Source organism: Desulfitobacterium hafniense DCB-2 (assembly GCF_000021925.1).
Classification (GTDB): Bacteria; Bacillota; Desulfitobacteriia; order Desulfitobacteriales; family Desulfitobacteriaceae; genus Desulfitobacterium; species Desulfitobacterium hafniense.
Genome location: NC_011830.1, coordinates 996,381 through 1,012,877, shown reverse-complemented (window position 1 = coordinate 1,012,877; position 16,497 = coordinate 996,381). Strand labels below are relative to the sequence as shown.

At 44.5% G+C, this 16,497-nt stretch carries 17 protein-coding genes and 1 pseudogene; 7 read left to right on the top strand and 11 right to left on the bottom strand.

Going from position 1 to position 16,497, the window contains the following annotated elements:
- Window positions 1–12 precede the first annotated feature (12 nt).
- The 10 genes and pseudogenes from DHAF_RS04630 to DHAF_RS04585 all read right to left on the bottom strand — a co-directional run bounded on the left by DHAF_RS04630 (window position 13) and on the right by DHAF_RS04585 (window position 9,966).
- Window positions 13–1,314: a DUF362 domain-containing protein gene (locus DHAF_RS04630; RefSeq protein ID WP_005807892.1), complete on the bottom strand. Its 1,302-nt coding sequence runs from the start codon at window positions 1,312–1,314 to the stop codon at window positions 13–15.
- 55 nt (window positions 1,315–1,369) lie between these two features.
- A pseudogene (locus DHAF_RS04625) lies at window positions 1,370–1,561 on the bottom strand (3-hydroxyacyl-CoA dehydrogenase NAD-binding domain-containing protein); the annotation flags it as partial.
- Window positions 1,562–1,594: 33 nt separating this feature from the next.
- A complete protein-coding gene (locus DHAF_RS04620) occupies window positions 1,595–2,191 on the bottom strand; it encodes a helix-turn-helix domain-containing protein (protein ID WP_015943097.1) in 597 nt (198 codons plus the stop codon).
- A 145-nt stretch (window positions 2,192–2,336) separates the two neighbouring features.
- Complete coding sequence (gene nadA, locus DHAF_RS04615) at window positions 2,337–3,419, bottom strand: quinolinate synthase NadA (protein WP_015943096.1); 1,083 nt, start codon at window positions 3,417–3,419, stop codon at window positions 2,337–2,339.
- Between the two features lie 73 nt (window positions 3,420–3,492).
- Window positions 3,493–5,292: a two-component system sensor histidine kinase NtrB gene (locus DHAF_RS04610; protein ID WP_015943095.1), complete on the bottom strand. Its 1,800-nt coding sequence runs from the start codon at window positions 5,290–5,292 to the stop codon at window positions 3,493–3,495.
- Window positions 5,293–5,353: 61 nt separating this feature from the next.
- Window positions 5,354–5,476, bottom strand: a complete 123-nt coding sequence (locus DHAF_RS24920; RefSeq protein ID WP_018214162.1) for a cyclic lactone autoinducer peptide — start codon at window positions 5,474–5,476, stop codon at window positions 5,354–5,356.
- Between the two features lies 1 nt (window position 5,477).
- Window positions 5,478–6,062, bottom strand: a complete 585-nt coding sequence (locus DHAF_RS04605) for an accessory gene regulator ArgB-like protein (protein ID WP_015943094.1) — start codon at window positions 6,060–6,062, stop codon at window positions 5,478–5,480.
- 613 nt (window positions 6,063–6,675) lie between these two features.
- Window positions 6,676–7,863 (bottom strand): benzoate/H(+) symporter BenE family transporter, encoded by a 1,188-nt coding sequence (locus DHAF_RS04595; protein ID WP_015943093.1) that lies wholly within the window; start codon window positions 7,861–7,863, stop codon window positions 6,676–6,678.
- A 183-nt stretch (window positions 7,864–8,046) separates the two neighbouring features.
- Window positions 8,047–9,435, bottom strand: a complete 1,389-nt coding sequence (locus DHAF_RS04590; protein ID WP_015943092.1) for a DUF4179 domain-containing protein — start codon at window positions 9,433–9,435, stop codon at window positions 8,047–8,049.
- Complete coding sequence (locus DHAF_RS04585; protein ID WP_041271918.1) at window positions 9,436–9,966, bottom strand: RNA polymerase sigma factor; 531 nt, start codon at window positions 9,964–9,966, stop codon at window positions 9,436–9,438.
- Window positions 9,967–10,169: 203 nt separating this feature from the next.
- Here DHAF_RS04585 and DHAF_RS04580 point away from each other — a divergent pair, with 203 nt between their 5' ends.
- The 7 genes from DHAF_RS04580 (at window position 10,170) to DHAF_RS04550 (ending at window position 14,903) form a co-directional block, all read left to right on the top strand.
- Window positions 10,170–10,739: an RNA polymerase sigma factor gene (locus DHAF_RS04580; RefSeq protein ID WP_015943090.1), complete on the top strand. Its 570-nt coding sequence runs from the start codon at window positions 10,170–10,172 to the stop codon at window positions 10,737–10,739.
- Complete coding sequence (locus DHAF_RS04575) at window positions 10,740–11,186, top strand: zf-HC2 domain-containing protein (protein WP_015943089.1); 447 nt, start codon at window positions 10,740–10,742, stop codon at window positions 11,184–11,186.
- A gap of 20 nt (window positions 11,187–11,206) precedes the next feature.
- Window positions 11,207–11,929, top strand: a complete 723-nt coding sequence (locus tag DHAF_RS04570; RefSeq protein WP_015943088.1) for a DUF2953 domain-containing protein — start codon at window positions 11,207–11,209, stop codon at window positions 11,927–11,929.
- On the top strand, window positions 11,919–12,278 hold the full coding sequence (locus DHAF_RS04565) for a GerW family sporulation protein (RefSeq protein WP_005807867.1): 360 nt from the start codon (window positions 11,919–11,921) through the stop codon (window positions 12,276–12,278). The genes DHAF_RS04570 and DHAF_RS04565 overlap by 11 nt, the downstream gene beginning before the upstream one ends.
- 314 nt (window positions 12,279–12,592) lie before the next feature.
- Window positions 12,593–13,222, top strand: a complete 630-nt coding sequence (locus DHAF_RS04560; protein ID WP_018306641.1) for a TetR/AcrR family transcriptional regulator — start codon at window positions 12,593–12,595, stop codon at window positions 13,220–13,222.
- A 27-nt stretch (window positions 13,223–13,249) separates the two neighbouring features.
- The gene (locus tag DHAF_RS04555; RefSeq protein ID WP_015943086.1) at window positions 13,250–14,620 is read left to right on the top strand and encodes a B12-binding domain-containing radical SAM protein; all 1,371 of its coding nucleotides are present in this window, start codon (window positions 13,250–13,252) and stop codon (window positions 14,618–14,620) included.
- A gap of 79 nt (window positions 14,621–14,699) precedes the next feature.
- The gene (locus tag DHAF_RS04550; RefSeq protein WP_005807861.1) at window positions 14,700–14,903 is read left to right on the top strand and encodes a hypothetical protein; all 204 of its coding nucleotides are present in this window, start codon (window positions 14,700–14,702) and stop codon (window positions 14,901–14,903) included.
- A gap of 98 nt (window positions 14,904–15,001) precedes the next feature.
- Here the strand turns inward: DHAF_RS04550 and DHAF_RS04545 are convergent, their stop codons facing one another.
- Window positions 15,002–16,405 carry a transporter permease gene (locus DHAF_RS04545; protein ID WP_015943085.1) on the bottom strand — a complete coding sequence of 468 codons (1,404 nt, stop codon included), beginning with the start codon at window positions 16,403–16,405 and terminating at the stop codon, window positions 15,002–15,004.
- Window positions 16,406–16,497 lie beyond the last annotated feature (92 nt).

The following is a 16,497-nucleotide window of genomic DNA, read 5'->3' as shown; positions in this document are numbered from 1 at the left end:
GCCCTTATCTTCTTATTCTATAGTCCAATCCTCCGGATTATAGCCCTCCTTGCCCTTATACCGGTCAAAAAGATAATTGCGGAAACGGACATATTCATTAAAATCACACTGAATGCCCTCTTTACCCAGTTCCTCCACCATCTTCTCCAGATCAGGCGGACAGCCCCATAAGGTAATAGCTTGGTTGATATTGGGGTTATTTTTGTTCAAATGACAAGCACATTTGCCAAAAAGAATAGTGGTATTAAATCCCGCCGAGGCCAATTGCTGTTTGCCACTGACCAATTCGATGCGATTGAAAGGCTCTCCCTTAAAGGCTGAGGCAAGGAGAATCAGCATGGGATTAAATTGCACGGAACACCCTGTACATAGGCTGCTGTCATACTTCCGTATCGCCAAGCCGGTTATGCCCCGCTTTTCAAAACCGGCCGGACCGGTATTATCCTCACTCCACTCGAAATCATAGTCGATACGCCCCCGGTACCCTTCAATACTCTCACCTTTAACCTCATAGTCCGACAGCTCCAGGCTATAGCCATGCTTCTCAGCATAAAAGGCCAGATGCGGTACCTCTTGGGCTCCATAACCAAGCACAGCCGCCCCCACCAGATCGCAGGCCAAGGGATCCCTGGAGGCCAGCAAGAGCCCTTTGGGATACGCCTTTCCAGTAGGTCCCGGTCCTTTTTCAAGGGTGTAAAGACCGTCAATAATAGTCAAAGCCACAGGAAGCTTCTCAATGATGCGGGGAAAGGTCAGATTCAGTTCCTCCTGATCCAGACCGTGACAGAATTGCTTAGAACGGCGGCTCAGGCACCCCTTTAGGTTTTTGATTCCCAGAGACACCTTGGCTTGATTATGGGTTTTCAAAACGGGGATATTGATAATTTTGTCCACCGCCAAAGCTTCTTGAGCGATATCCAGTTTAAAACCATCTCCATAATCGGTGGTGATAAAAGGCTCCGCATTAAAATCAACCAATCTGACCCCATACCTATCCCGGAGTTTACCATATCCCAAGGCCTCATAGATGGCGTCTCCCTGAGGCTTTGGCCCCGGAAGAGAGCCCTCACCGATGATTAGATTTTCAAATCCTCTTTCCACAAGGATCTGAACCAGAGCTTGCATTACAGTGCTGGTGGTCACGACCCCATAAGGAGGAAATGGATAGTCAAAATCCCAACTGACAATATTGGGTTTCAGCAAAATTTTGTCATCGACCTGCAGCCCGGCCAATCCGTCGCACAGATCGAGAGCCTGGCCAAGGGATTCATACACCTCAGATACTTTGACCAAGGAAACCGAAGCTTTACTCATGGGACGCCCCTCCGTAAGTATAGAATCCCTTACCGCTTTTCTTGCCCCATTCCCCTTGAGTCATCTTCCCTTTAGCCACCCGTTCCGGCAGATATGACCGGGCAAAGGCTTCCGCCTTGCCCAGCATAACCTGGCTAATATCCGTACAGGCCACTTGGTAACCGGCCAGAGCACAGCTTAAAGCAATCTGGTGTCCCATATTTCCGGCCCCGACCACACCTATCTTTTTAATATCTTCCAGCCTCACAATCCAACCTCCTCACCTGAGCCTTCCGGATGACTAACTCATTTCTTTATCCCGGTCTTCAATTCCATATTTCCGCAGTTTATCATAAAAAGCCCGCCGTGAAATCCCTAAAGCCTTCATGGCCTGGGTGCGGTTATTGTTGTAATTGCCCAAAGCTGAAACAATCAGTTCCTTTTCCAGACGAGAAGTGATTTCCTTCATGTTATAAGGATTTTCCATCGGCACCCGCTCCCTATCACTAATAAGTTCCTGGTTCAGCCCAGCCCCCTTTGTGACGTTTCTAAAAATGGATACCGCACCGACAATGCGCTCATCATGATAAAGCGGAAAGGTATTGCTTACCACTTCAATGTTCAAGGATTCCACATATTCCCTGCCTTGGCTGGGCATCCCTGTCTTTAAACAATTGATAGTAGACGAATTGGGTTCGATCCTATCGAGCCTTCGGCCCAAAACCTTTGTCGCAGGGACTCCCAGCCTTCTGGCATAGACCTCATTGACATACACAATCGTGGTATCCGTATCAATAACGAGAACCACATCATGAATATTGTCCAAGATTTTAAATAGGAGTTCACGATTCCATTGCGGAATAACGGGTGTCGTGATGGCATGAATAACTCTACTCATTTTATCCTCCCCATTTTCTGTCTCTTGTGTATACATTATAGAGGGATAGAAAAAAGAAGTAAAGAATTTAACTAAATATCATGAATATTCTGAATAAAAAGAAAGAGCCCGAAAGCTCTTCCCTGACTCCATAGAGGAATCTCATCTATTTACTCATTTCCAGCATTCTATCCAGTGCCACAATGGCCTCTTTGGCGATCTCGGGCTTCACGGTGATCTGATTCACCACATTACCCTGCGCCAGGTTCTCCAGAGCCCAAAGCAGGTGAGGTTGACTGATGCGGCTCATCATCACACAGAGACAAGTATTCTCATTAAGACTGACTATCTTTTTATCCGGGTTCTCCTTGGCCAGTCGGCTGACAAGATTAATCTCCGTTCCCACGGCCCAGATGCTTCCTTCCGGAGCGCCTGTGATTTGGCGGATAATAAAGTCTGTGGAACCGTCCAAATCCGCCTTTTCCACCACAACATGGCTGCATTCCGGGTGCACAATCACCGTAACACCGGGATATTTTACCCGGACATAATCCACATGGGCCGGCGTGAATCTCTGATGAACTCCGCAATAGCCATCCCAAAGGATAATCTTCGGTGCAGCCTCCGGCAGCTCCATCTCCCATTCCTCCCGCTGCCATAAGAACATGTCCTTCTCCTCCAGACCCAGATGCATCGCTGAATTGCGCCCAAGATGCTCATCAGGCAGGAAAAGAATGCGCTTGCCCTGGCTGAACAGAGTTTTAAGAATTTTCATGGCATTGGAGGAGGTGCAGGTCAGGCCTCCATGGCGTCCGCAAAAAGCTTTAACCTCTGCCGAGGAATTGACGTAGGTCACAGGAACGAACTCTTCATCATACTGAGCGACGAGCTGTTCCCAGCACCGCTCAACATCTTCGATATCTGCCATATCAGCCATCGGACACCCTGCTCCCAGATCAGGCAAAATCACCTTCTGCTCCGGAACTGTCAGGATATCAGCCGTCTCCGCCATAAAGTGGACACCGCAGAAAACGATGTATTCCGCTTCGGCCTGAGCCGCCAATTGAGAGAGTCTCAAGGAGTCCCCCCGGTAATCGGCATAACGGACAACCTCGTCCCGTTGATAATGATGGCCCAATATGAGCAGCCGGGAACCCAGATCTTCTTTCACCTTCCGTATCCGCCGATCCATCTCTTCTTCGCTAAGGCTAAGATACTCTGCTGGCAGAGGCTGTTGCATGGTGTACATTTCTTGCTCCTCCATAAAAACACGTTTTTTCGCGATAAATTTATTTCAGTTTAACCAAACAGCCATTATTCTGTCAACTTAATTCACCTTCATCTTTTTTACCGAGGATATTCCTTCTTTTAAATATGACTTTAAAGGTAGTCCCCTGATCTCCCGTGTCAAACGTCAGTTCAGCATTGTGACGATGAGCTATGCCCATGGAGATCGCAATTCCCAATCCTGTTCCGCTCTCTTTGGTTGTAAAAAACGGTGTCCCAATCTTATCCCGGATCTCCTCAGGAATACCGCACCCTTGATCTTTGACAGCCAAAACCACATTATTTCTATCCTCGTAAGTCTGTATAATGACACACCCACCCTGTGGAGTGACCTCCAGAGCATTGCGGACAAAGTTCAAGAGCAGTTGGCGTATTTCATTTTCATTAAGCCATAGGCTGGGTAACGGATTTAAGTTTAATATGAGATCTTTATTGCCGTTATTGGCATCAGCCTGAATCATCGGGAAGATTCTATAGATAATCTGATTGATATCCTGTTCCTGAGTGCTGCCCATATTGTCTTTCGCCAAAGATAAAAACTCGGAGATAATAGTATTGGCACGATCAATTTCCGAAATCATTAGGTCGTTGTACTCTTTTTCATCAGGATCCGTAACCTTAATGCCGCGCAACTGCAGGAAGCCCTTAACGGTAGTGAGGGGATTTCTTATCTCATGGCTGATTCCGGCGGCCATTTGGCCAACCAGGTTAAGCCTTTCCAGTCGCGCCATTTCATGCTGCTGTTGCCTTTGTTCTGTTATATCCCTGAAGAAGACCGTAATCCCTTCTTCAAAAGGATAAATACTGGTATGGAAAATTCTCTCCGAGGTCATCATTCCATCCGCTTCGAAATAGGCAGGTTCAGCAGTAAGGAAAACTTCCGCAATATATTGATACGTTACTGTATTAGAGAAACTAGGAAAAATTTCGAGTATATTTTTCATTTTCAATTCTTCATCAGATTTATCAAAATACTTCTTCGCTACATCATTGTAGAAAAGGAGTCGCCACTCTCTATCTATAGAAAATAAGCCATCGGAGATCCCCTCCATGATTTGGGTAAATCGCCGCTGTGAAGCCTCAAGCTCTTCATTAATAGCACTCAGCTCTTGAGTATACCCCTTAATCTTGTCTAAAACTGGCTCGAGTTCTGGCAGCCCATGGGAGTTCCACGACAGATTGGTTTCAGGATGAACGATGGATTCCGAGAATTCTTCCAACTGATGTTGGATCTCCTTCATAAACTTTTGAATGAGGATGATAATAATCCCTATGGATAAAAACAATAAACTAAAAGAGATGCTATACCCCGTAAAAGGACCAAGTTCAAATTCGGATTTTGTGGCATAAGCCCACACATACCCCTTTAAGCCTTTTTCCAGTTGTACCGGAACGCTTACCAAGGTTATATGATCGTAATTGAGAACCTTTATTTCTGAGGCACCATGAAGGTCAACCAGGATCGTCTCTACAGACTCTATTTGCTTTCCCTCAGAAACCATCCAGCCAAACTCCAAATCATAAAAAGCTACGGAGTAGGGGCGTTTCTCCTGCAACAAAGGTTTTACCACTTTGTCAAGTTTCACCATTTGCTGAGTTCTGGGCAGAATATTTACATCATCTTGGCAGGAAGGAATCAAATGCAGGTTTGAATCAATAGTCTGCTTTACATCAAGAGCAATAGTCAATAAGTCATATTCCAGTTTCACAGACTCTTTTTCCCAAAAGGTCTTTCCAAAAAACAACATCAATACCATGGTTATCATAAATATGCTAATTGTTATGCTGAATAAGGTCGATTGAATAATTGACTTTTTTAGAAAAACTTTCTTCATCTTTCCCTCCCACTCTTAAGAAAGCCGGGTTATAAAACCCAGCTTCTTAAGTGGAACTACATTATTTCTGTAATGATTTCGGTGTCTTGGGCTGATAGGCGTACCAACCACAAGCAAATACTGAAGAAGCACTAGCAAGTACCATTAGTGATGTCGCGAGAGCTGTGAAGATAGTTTTTTTCACCTTATCCACCTCCTCGGCGATTGAATACAGGCAGCAAAGTAAGGGATTGATAAAGTACCCCAAGACACATGCTGACAATTAACAATGGTTCCGATGATACTTTGTAAATTATTAAAGCTACGATTATCAAAACAATAGACAGCATTTTTAAGTTATTTCTTAGTCTTTTAGAATGTATGGGTTTACTATCACTATCAACCGGTGCAAGAATAATAACTATCAAAAAGGAACTAGCTAAACTTATCCAAAGTAAATAATCGTAGTTCAATTGGTATTTTATTAAGGTTTGAGCCAAAAACCCAAGAAGGGTATATACAATCGCCCCAAAAATCAAACACTTTGTAGGCGTGTTAAAATGAGCACCTCCAGAAACCTTACGTAACGCAACCCCAAACAGTGCCGCGATAAGTGCAGGTTTCAAGGCATTGGCAATAAATGCAAAAAGAATTAATAAAAGAGTCCCTATTACGGCGAGTAGTGATGTCTCAATAGAGTAAGCAATAATCTCTTTCTTATCTTCGTTATAGTCTAAATCCTTAGTGATTATGTTTGTTAGGTTATTGCTCATTTTATTAAGGCTAATCATGTACTACCCTCTTTCGCCGAATCAAAAATGCAGTAATAAATAGCAAAATAACCTGTGGTTCAGTAAACAATATTCTGCCAATGGAATCATCAAACATAGCTTCAACGGGAATATTTAAGACAACTATGAACAGATTAATAGATATGAATTCAAACACAATCAAAAACATGTAGCTCACTAAAGAAGCAAATAATGAAACACTTACATCCTTCTTACTCCTCAAGGTTAAGAAAAGAAACACTAAGACCACAAGAACAATTGTATGAGTCCCAAAAGGTAAGTTACATAGCCTCAAGAAGTAAGCTGTTAAAGCTAAAAGAGTGCCCATTGGTATAAGTTCTTTCCACCTGAACGGAATCCCCGCTATAGCATAGGCTAAAGTAACGATCCCAATTTCTTCAGGAATCCCCTGAAATAGCAATACAATTAAAGGAATGTCTATGATAACTCACCTACTTCTATTCTGACAAATACTTCGACTATTTCCATGATAAAGAACTTTTATTTTCATAAATTTTCTACATAACTCTTTGAAACTCCTTCTTCGTTCACATAATTAAAAAAATTTTAGCCAAATTTATACTCAATCCTCGCGAATGCTTCAAATTTCAAATCATTTCTCTATAAACCTTGCGACTAAAGTCCCAATGAGAAGGGACCAAATGGGGGCACTGATATTCAACAGGGTGATATTGGACAAGGCGATAACAAAAGTCAGCGCAGCACTTAGTTTCATTTTCGGGTTTGAAAATCCGGTGGATAAGCTATTCCCAAACACCCCCAGCAGAGCAAAGCCCACCAGCAGAGAAGTGAAAGATTTGGGCAATACTTGAATCAACGGCACCAGCTTCCAGGCGAAGAGGCCGAAGAAGAGGATAATAACTCCCGAGACCACCGCCCCCATGTAGCGCTTTTCCTTGGGGCCTGCTTCAGGATCAGCACAGATAGCCGACATCATACCTGCCACATTAGCTGATTGTCCGCCAAAAAAGCTGGTAAGGACTGAGAAAATGCCGCTCAAGGAAATAATCTTATTAATAGGGGGGCGATAGTCGTTTTGTTCTAAAGCTCCTAAGCCTACGGCAGCATCATTACTGAGAATAAGCAAGGCCAAAGGGATCGATACGGATAGAAAGCTTAGTGGATTAAAGGTGGGCATCTGAAGAGCAGGCATAACCGGCGAAGAACCCAAGACCGCACCTTCCAAGGGCTGAGTCAGGAATAAAAGCACAGTCCCCATCGCAATACCTGCGACCATAGGCGGAATCTTGGTTTTCCATTTGCTGAAAATCAAAAAGACAGCAAGAGCCACTCCCCCGATTAGGGGAAGCTCCGTCATCGAGTTAACAAAGTTCACCATATACCGGGTAATCATGCCGGCCAGCATGACCGCTATAATCTCCTTCGGTACATACTCAAGAAGCTTGGAAAAGATTCCAAACACGCCAACTGCTAACATTAAAAGAGCCGAGATGATATAGGCGCCGATCATCTCCGAATAAGAAAAATGGGCGGTGACCGTGGCTAGAAAAGCCACTCCGGTAATGGAGTGGGCACCTACTATGGGCATTTTATAATACCAGGGGATAAGAATACTGTAAATCCCCCCGACCACATAACAGGAAAACATCCAGAGTATGGTCTGGGACGTTGTAAAGTTACCATTAGCGGCCGCTTCAAGTATGATGGCCGGTGGACCGGTTACAGCAAGCAATGCCGATACGATGCCCGCCGCGAAGTTCCGAAGGTTTAAATCCCTTAAACCGGCTTTATTAGTTCTGCTCATGCTTGTCCCCATCATAACTGCCTCTCTTTGATACCTTCTGCTTATATATTTCACAGCTATTAAACCTGATAGAACCTATTATAGCCCCATATTAAGCCAATGCTCAAGAATAATCCTTCAGGTTTCCCATAATTGCCTATACCAGAGTACAGAAAATGGCCGAACCCTAGTCCGGCCATCCCCAAAACAGCTTTTAGCCTATTCGGCAAGTTTAATCCTAATTGCTTCATGCTCATTAAGCTTCATAGGATGGGTATAGTATCCAACCTTTTTCACCTTGGCGATGTCTTCTTCACTGACATCTTTAAAAGTAAGGGTAATAGTGATTTTCCCTGTTTCCCGGTCATAACTGTCATCATAAAAAGCCGTAAAGCTCAAATTATCACCATTCTCATCCAACAGCCTCAGATCCGGATTACTGATCCCGACTGCCCCCTCTTGGCGGAAAGTAGCCACCGCTTTTTCAGAGGTCAGCTCCAGATCCTCCATCACATAGCCGCCCAATTCGCTCTCCGGCATAAAAATCGGATAACTCCCGATTTCCGCACTCATCAGTTGGGGGGCCGGCAGTCCATCGTCTTCATCCCCCGTAACGATCGGAATAAGGGTCAGTTCCTTCATATCCGTTTTGCCCCCGATAAACTCAAAGTTGTTGGTGACTTTTATGAAGAAATTGCCTCCATAGGTAGCCGTAGGAATGACCGTCAGATACCGGCCCTGCTCATCCCGAAGAGCAAACTGAGAAAAGGTATTTTCTGCTCTTTCACTAAGCACAATTTGGTTGCCAAAGGGAGAGATAGACACCTTTTCAACAGTAATATCATGCTTATATTCCCCATTCCAGCCTGTGCTCACCTTAGCCCTCAGCTTGGGAGTAACCGTTAAGCTTTCCACGGCAACACTGCTCTTGTCCACACTTAAAGGAATATGCCAACGCCCTTCCTTGCCAAAGATCTCATCGGCGTAAATCTCCAGGTTCACCGTATCCTCTAACGTCCCCACCACAGCAAAACGCTGCATACCTATTAAGGTATAAGGATCTTCCAGATAAGCATCGATCTCATTTTGGGCAGGAGGTTCAATATAACGCCCATCCTCCTTAAACCAGAAATGGGGGGCGGTCCAATTGATACGCCACTGCTCTATAGTCTCCTCATCGCCCAAGAGCCGGATAGGCTTTTCACTCTTAACTGTATAGAACACGTTAATATAGTTATCATCCACCGCCAGATTATCCACAGTGACCTTAATCCCCTGATCACTGACAGAGACCCCCATTTGGCTGTTATACTGCTCATAAACCGCTTGCTTGGAGATATATTTGAAATCCCGCGGAGCATTAAAATAGCCGATAACACCGCTGGTCATCTCACCGACAAAAGGAGAAGCAGCCACCGACATCGAAGCAAATACGATAAAGCCTGCCGCAACCAGAAGAATTTTCTTAGGTATCCTTCTCATTCTCTGGGTCTTCTCCGGCAAATTAGCCATAATCGAATCCATCCTTTCCGCAAATCCTGGGGGAACATTAATCGGCTCACCCTTGGCCTGATTTTTTAGGAACTGGTCAAAGTTGCGATGTTCCATTTATTCCATACCCCCTTCATTGACTAACAGCACTTTTAATTTTTGTCTTGCCCTGGCCAACCGTGACTTTACAGTGCCTGTGGGCAAACCTAAAGTTTTACCGATATCCCTGATGCTCATATCCTCATAGTAAAAAAGTACGGTTATCGTGCGAAACTCATCTTCAAGTTTCTCCACGGCAGCCCACAACTCCCCTGATTCCCGCATCACGCTTTCAGCGCTCTCTTCAGGAACCTCCAGTTCTTCCAAATACATGACTTTCTTACGCCTATTGGCTAAGGAATAGGCTTCATTAACGACAATCTTCATAATCCAGGGCTTGAAACTGGCAAAGGAGCGAAGCTCGCTCAAATTCCGATAAGCCTTCAGAATCGCTTCACCGGTTACATCCTCGGCATCTGTATCATTGTGAACGATACTCTTCGCTAATCGAAACATATTTAATTGGTAATCATGTATGTAGGTGCAAAATCTCTCCTTATCCTCATGGGTTGTCGCCCTGCTGCGGTTGAAGATGGTGTTCGTAAACATATGGGGTACCCCCTCGGTTTCCACCCGTTCCAAATCTTTGTCACCTCGGTATGGTTTATTTGTCCAGACACCTGATAGATGATTATGTGCAGGAAAAGGTTCCCGTCTTAAAAAAACTTTTTTAAAAATGGCGATCATCAAAACTTTATGGGCTGTATTGTGTATTAATAAGTGAGATAAAACATAGAAGGATGATCCGAGCTTTGGATGCTTCAGATACAACCCTCCTGAAAGTTTATAGAAAAAATAAAAACCAAGGGTTGGAGCTTCTCTACGATCGGTATAAGAAATATATCTACACGATTGCCTACCATTATACCGGAAACAAGGAAGATGCTCTCGATTTAACCCAAGAGGTTTTTCTGTCCATCTTTAGGTCCTTGGATCGTTTCGATGACAGCTTTTCTATGCTCCCCTGGATTAAACGGATTACGGTCAATAAGTGCCTCAATTATCTCCGAGATAAAAAGGACATCCTATCCTTAAATCAAACCAATGAAAGCGGTCAGGAAATCCAGGAACTGCTTCCTTCCAGCAATCAGACCGAGGAAGCAACTTTATATCTGGATACAAAAGAGACCCTGACCAAAGCCATTCACGCCCTTCCTGCCGAGGAACGTATGGCTCTCATCTTAAGGCATATGAAGGGTATGAAATATGAAGAAATCGCTAAGATTATGGGAGTTCCTCTAGGAACAGTCAAGACCTATTTACATAGAGGGCGCAAAAGCCTTAAGACATCTTTAAGCAAAGACGGATTATGGGAGAGATAAATGATGACTTGTAGATTGGATAAACTACTCCTTCAGGATCTGCTGGACGGTACCATAGATCCCCTGGAAAAGCTCTTGGTGGATGAACACCTTAAGAACTGCCCGGAATGCCGGAAAGAGCTCAACGAGCTGAAACTTCTTTTCTGGGATCTTAACGATAAATCTATCTACGAAATCGAGCTTCCCCATGAACTGGATCAGCAACTGGATCAGCTTAAAGACCTCCTCCTTGAGCAAGTCTCCGAGCCTTCTCCTCAGAGCACTTTCACGACCCTAATGGAGATTCAGCGTAAAAATATAAAGTCAGCAAGCAAATTCCTCGACTACGTACCCGGTGTCAAAACCGGCAACCACCTGGCTAAAGAAGGTTTAAAAGCTACTCCCTCAGTCCTTAAATTAGTGTCAAAAGGTCTGCTCAAGAGCACCAAATTACTCAAAGCTAAATAACAGACTTTGGAGGTGATTTATTGTTCTTATCCATACTTGGCTTCCTGTTGCAAATCCTTGGTTATCTTCTCTTGGCTGTCCTTCTTCTATGTCTGATCCTAATCATCGTGCCTTACCACTATCGTGTAGCCGGAGAGAAATATGAACAGAGCCTATTAGAAGGCTCTATTATCTGGCTCTTCGGAGGAATAAAGATTGATTTTAGCCGTACTTTTCCCGGAAGGTTTAGAGTCCATCTTACTGTTTTGGGATGGTTCAGGCATTCCTTTGCGCCCCCAACACCTCCCGGCAAGCCAAAGCAAGGAAGCCTCCCTCCTCCCGGGAAGTCAGAGGAACACAAACATAGCAAAGAAAAGAAGAAATCTTCCTTTAAGGAATTTTTAAAGCCGGACATCCTTAAGGAGGCGCTAACAACCCTGGTCAAGCTGCTTAAACATTTTCAGCCTCATACTCTATCTGTTTCAGCCAAAATAGGCTTCAGTGATCCGATGATGACCGGCTTGCTTTACGGGCTGCTCAGTCAGTTTCATTTCCTGATTCATCGACATGGTGTTCATGTGCAGCCGGTGTTCGATGAAGAGTGTCTTGAAGGGCAATTTTTAATTGGCGGCAGAGTATGGATTCCCGCTCTTCTCCTGATGATGGCAGGGTTCCTGCTCTCTAAACCAGTTAGAAGTATCTATATCCCCAAAATCTTCAAAAAACCAAGGAAATCTAAAGGAGGTCCTCAATATGTCAATTAACACCAAAGAAAACATCGATGCGATTTTTGAAAAATTGGAAAGCTTTCTCAAGTCCAAAACGGTGATCGGCGAACCGATTAAAATCGGCGAGACCACGATTATTCCTTTTATCGACATCACTTTCGGCCTGGGCACAGGCGGCGGCGGTGGCAAAGATGAGAAAGGCAACGACGGCACCGGCAGCGGCGCCGGCGCAGGGGCTAAAATCAGTGCCACAGCTGTCCTCGTCATCAAAGGCGATCAAGTCGAGCTCCTTCCCATCAAGAAAGCCGGCGGCTTAGAAAAACTTCTGGATATGGTTCCGGAAATTGTCGATAAGGTAAAAGAACAAAAGGAAGATGATGATTAAGCTTTAACCACTTGAAAACAATTTAAAGCAACATTCTGTCAAACCAAACGCGGCCCGATGGCCGCGTTTTTTCATTTACGACCAACATATAGCCCATTAAATCCTCCATAAGCATCTAACGTTATGGAGCTTAACCTACTTAGGCGATTCCGGGGTCCACTTCACTTAAGAGTCCACTTTACCCTCTTTACTTAAGAGATTCACTTTACACAGAAGAAAGAATATTATATACTATATATAAATTAACTCGGTAAAATATTTTATACAGTAATCTTATTTATCAAGTTAAACAATCTCAGATTTTATTCTATCTGATGAAAAATAAGGGGGCTATGATGAATAAAGATACTACTTTAAGCCGGCGGGAGCGAAAAAAAGAGGAGACAAAGCAGAGCATCCTCAGGACAGCCATTCATTTTTTTCAAACTCAAGGTTATGATGCTACGACAATGGAGCAAATTGCTGAAGCCGTGGATCTTTCAAAAGTGACACTCTATAATTATTTCCCTTCTAAAGAACTTATTGTGGCTGAGTTCTTCCAAAGCATGAGCCACCAGTTTGTGGATCAGGTTTTGGACATGCTGGCTAAACTATCAACTACCCGCTCCAAAATTTATGAGTATTTTCGCGGCCAGTTTGAATGGAACCGCCAATACCGCGAACTCCTTCAGGTCTACTTTGTTCATCAGTTTCAATCCATGTTACAACCCGAAGCTTATCAGAACAGCGGTATGGATCAGGTCCTTGCCCAAATCATTGGCTACGGCCAGGAAGCTGGTGAGATCCGTCGGGATCTCCCGACAGAATACCTGGCCAAGCATCTTGAGATTATGTATGTCATGGAATTTATGGTCTGGATTTTAGAGGGTGATTCCTGGAATCCTGATCAGCATCTTGGAGCAATGGTTGATCTATTCATGAATGGCGCTGAAAATAAACGCTGAAAATAAAGCGAAATGAGGTAACAGCTAATGAAAGTACTATTGATCCAGCCTCCCAGCAGCACAGCCTTTATGGATAAAGTGTATATGTATGAGCCTCTCGGATTGGAATACCTTGGGGCAGGTTTGCAAGAAGATGGTCATGAGGTACTTCTCCTCGACGCCCGTCTGGAGCCGGATTTTGAAAAGGCCTTTCACTCCTTTCAACCGGACATCGTGGGCATAACAGGATATACCAACCATTTAAACATTGTTAAAGCCATTGCCGCCCGCTTTAAGGAGATCAATCTGGATGTGTTTATCATCGTAGGCGGTCATCACGCTACTGTAAAACCTGCAGACTATAACGACCAGGCTATCGACTTAATCGTGATAGGAGAAGGGGTCTTTACCCTGCGCCAGATTCTGAAGCACAAAGAATCTCGGCTTCCCTTCGAGGATATACCGGGCTTGGCCATACCGGGAGCAGTCATGAAATTTACAGCGGAGCGCCCCTATACGCCTCTGGATGATCTGCCCTTCCCCGACCGTTCCTTAACCGCCCGTTACCGCAGTCATTATTTCAGTGACTGGATGAAGCCCATCGCCTCGATCCGGACTTCTTTGGGATGTTTTGGACGGTGCAATTTTTGCGCCCTCTGGTCAATCACCAACGGAAAATATCTACAACGAAGTCCGGAACGAATCGTTGCCGAGCTGCAAGGGATTCAAGAAGAAATCGTGTTTTTCTGCGATGACGAATCCATGTGTGACACACGCAGAATGGATCAACTAGCCGACCTAATCCAGGAAGCAGGCATACGCAAGAAGTATTTCCTCTATGGGCGGGTAGATACCATTGTGAAACATCCTGAACTATTTGCCAAGTGGAAAAACATCGGCTTAATCCAAGTCTTCGTCGGCTTTGAGAGCTTTTCCGATGAGCGCTTGCAAGGCCTTAATAAAAACATCACAGTGGCCCAACAGGAAGAAGCGGTAAAGATTCTTAATGACCTTAACATCGATATCTATGCTTCTTTTGTCATCGATCCTTCCTTTACCCGCCCAGAATTCGCTCAGCTGATTGCTTATACACGCAAACTCAATATTGCTTATGCCGCCCTCTCCGTCCTTACCCCTTTACCGGGAACAGCACTTTACGAGCAGAACAAGGACCGGCTTCTCACTCATGATCCCAAATTCTTTGACTTTATGCATACGGTATTGCCCACTGCTCTGCCACTTCAACAGTTTTACAGTGAATATGCCCGCACCCTTATGAAGGCTACTCCGATTCCCCGTTATTTCAGGTTCATTGCCAAGTTTGACCGCCAAAGAAGATTGTCTACCATGAAGGAACTCTATGGAGTCGTAGGCGATGTGCGAAAAGGGTATCAATGGCATCAAGCAAAAGAATCTTAAGCGGTCATATAAGCGCCTCACTTCTTGTCGAACAATACCATATAATAACCCATAGAGCCATGGAAGTGAGGTGACCGACATGACGATCTCCCGGGAAAAACTTCATGACTTAATTGACCAAATACCCGATGATCGCTTATCTTATCTAGACGATGTGCTTGATTGGATTTTAAGAAGCGAATTACATGCTGTCCAGAGGGTAAAAACAGATATGAGCACCCCGGCCCAAGAAAGAAAAACCGCTGCCACATTAGACGATATCTTCAGGGATCAGGATGTGTAATATTGGTACCGATACTAATTCAAAGCGTCCTCTCTTCGCCATAACGGCGGGGTGAGGACGCTTACGCTCTATCTCCCCAAAGCGGAATGAAATGTTTCTTACAACACCCCAAGGAGTCTCATACCGGTCAGGAAAACGACCAGGACCAGGGTAGCCAGGATAACATAAGGCCCATTCCAGCCGATACCCACTTGCAGAGGGGATTCGCCAACGATGCTGGATACTGCTATGACGTTGGCCGCTGAAGGTGAGATGGAGGTTCCCATAGCCCAGCTGATAGCAAGCACAAGAGCAAGGTAAGTGGGAGAAACCCCATAAGCCGCTGCTTTTATTGTTCCGCCAAAGATGGTCACTGTAGCAATGGGGTGCACTCCTAAAGCTGCCAAGCAGAGTGTGGACCCAATAATCACAAGCGTCAAAAGCAGCCCATTATGTCCCACCAGATAGGATAAAATCTGCGGGACATAGTCTCCTAAATGGGAATAGTTGATACTATTGGCCAATAATCCCGCGCCGACAAACAGAATCATCTCATTTTTAATGGAGGGGAGCCGGTTATGAAAATAATCTCCTTTAAACTCCCGGAAAAATACAGGAAGACGTTTGATCAGGATCAGCCATATCATCGGATAGATCAAAGCCAGAACCGAGACTACGATTATAGCTGAAATTCCGCTAACCCAGGAAATAACCCCTATTCCTATAATTAAGACGATGGAAAAAGCGCCTAATTCAATAAGTTTTCTCAGGTCAAAGTCTCCCCCTAAGGGCACGTCCTCTACAGGGCAGGACCTTTCTTGTTTTTTCTTTTGCTTTTCTTCAAAAACCGTCATCACGAAACCGACCGCACCGACAATAATTCCGCAGGAAATTGCTAAAGGGAAAAAAGCCAACCAGGTGGACCCTGTTAATTGAACCACTAAGGCAACCGCCGCAGTGGTCGGAGCCCAAATAATACATGTACTGAAACCTCGGCTGATTGCCGAGCTTAAAAGTTTATGATCGGAACTGCGGCTGCTGTTGCGGCAGACCTGATAAACCAGAGGAACAACCGCCAGACTGACTAATACTCCTATAAAAGCCGATAAAAAACTGACCAGTAAATAGTAACGGCTATTGGAATTTACATGACGTTCAAAAAGACTCTGAAGGGCTGGGGTATATCCTCCATGTTGAATGGGAATTCCCATAAGGGGCACCATAATGAACATCACAACGAGAAAAAGATTATCCTGCAGAGCTTGCCGCCAGACACTCAAAGGAGCATCAAAATAAAGCAGTAAAGCAATACTAACAGCAAAGGACAGGTAGCCGATGATCTTCGAGGAACCCGTAACCGCTGTGAAGCCAAGAAGAATGACAATAATCATCAGAACTATAATGAGATCTTCCAAAGCCTGAGATCGCATAAGCAAATTCCCCAAATAAGTCACTGCCAGACCAAAGGTCAGAAGGCTGCGAATGCGAGTAAGTGCTTTGCCGGTAATATTCTTGAGTTCCATCTTTATTTCTCTCCAAGTTTCTATACTGTTTTTGCTAAGAGCAGTTTTCCTATACTTAATATAGACATGTTCAAAAAAGACTTCAACCAATT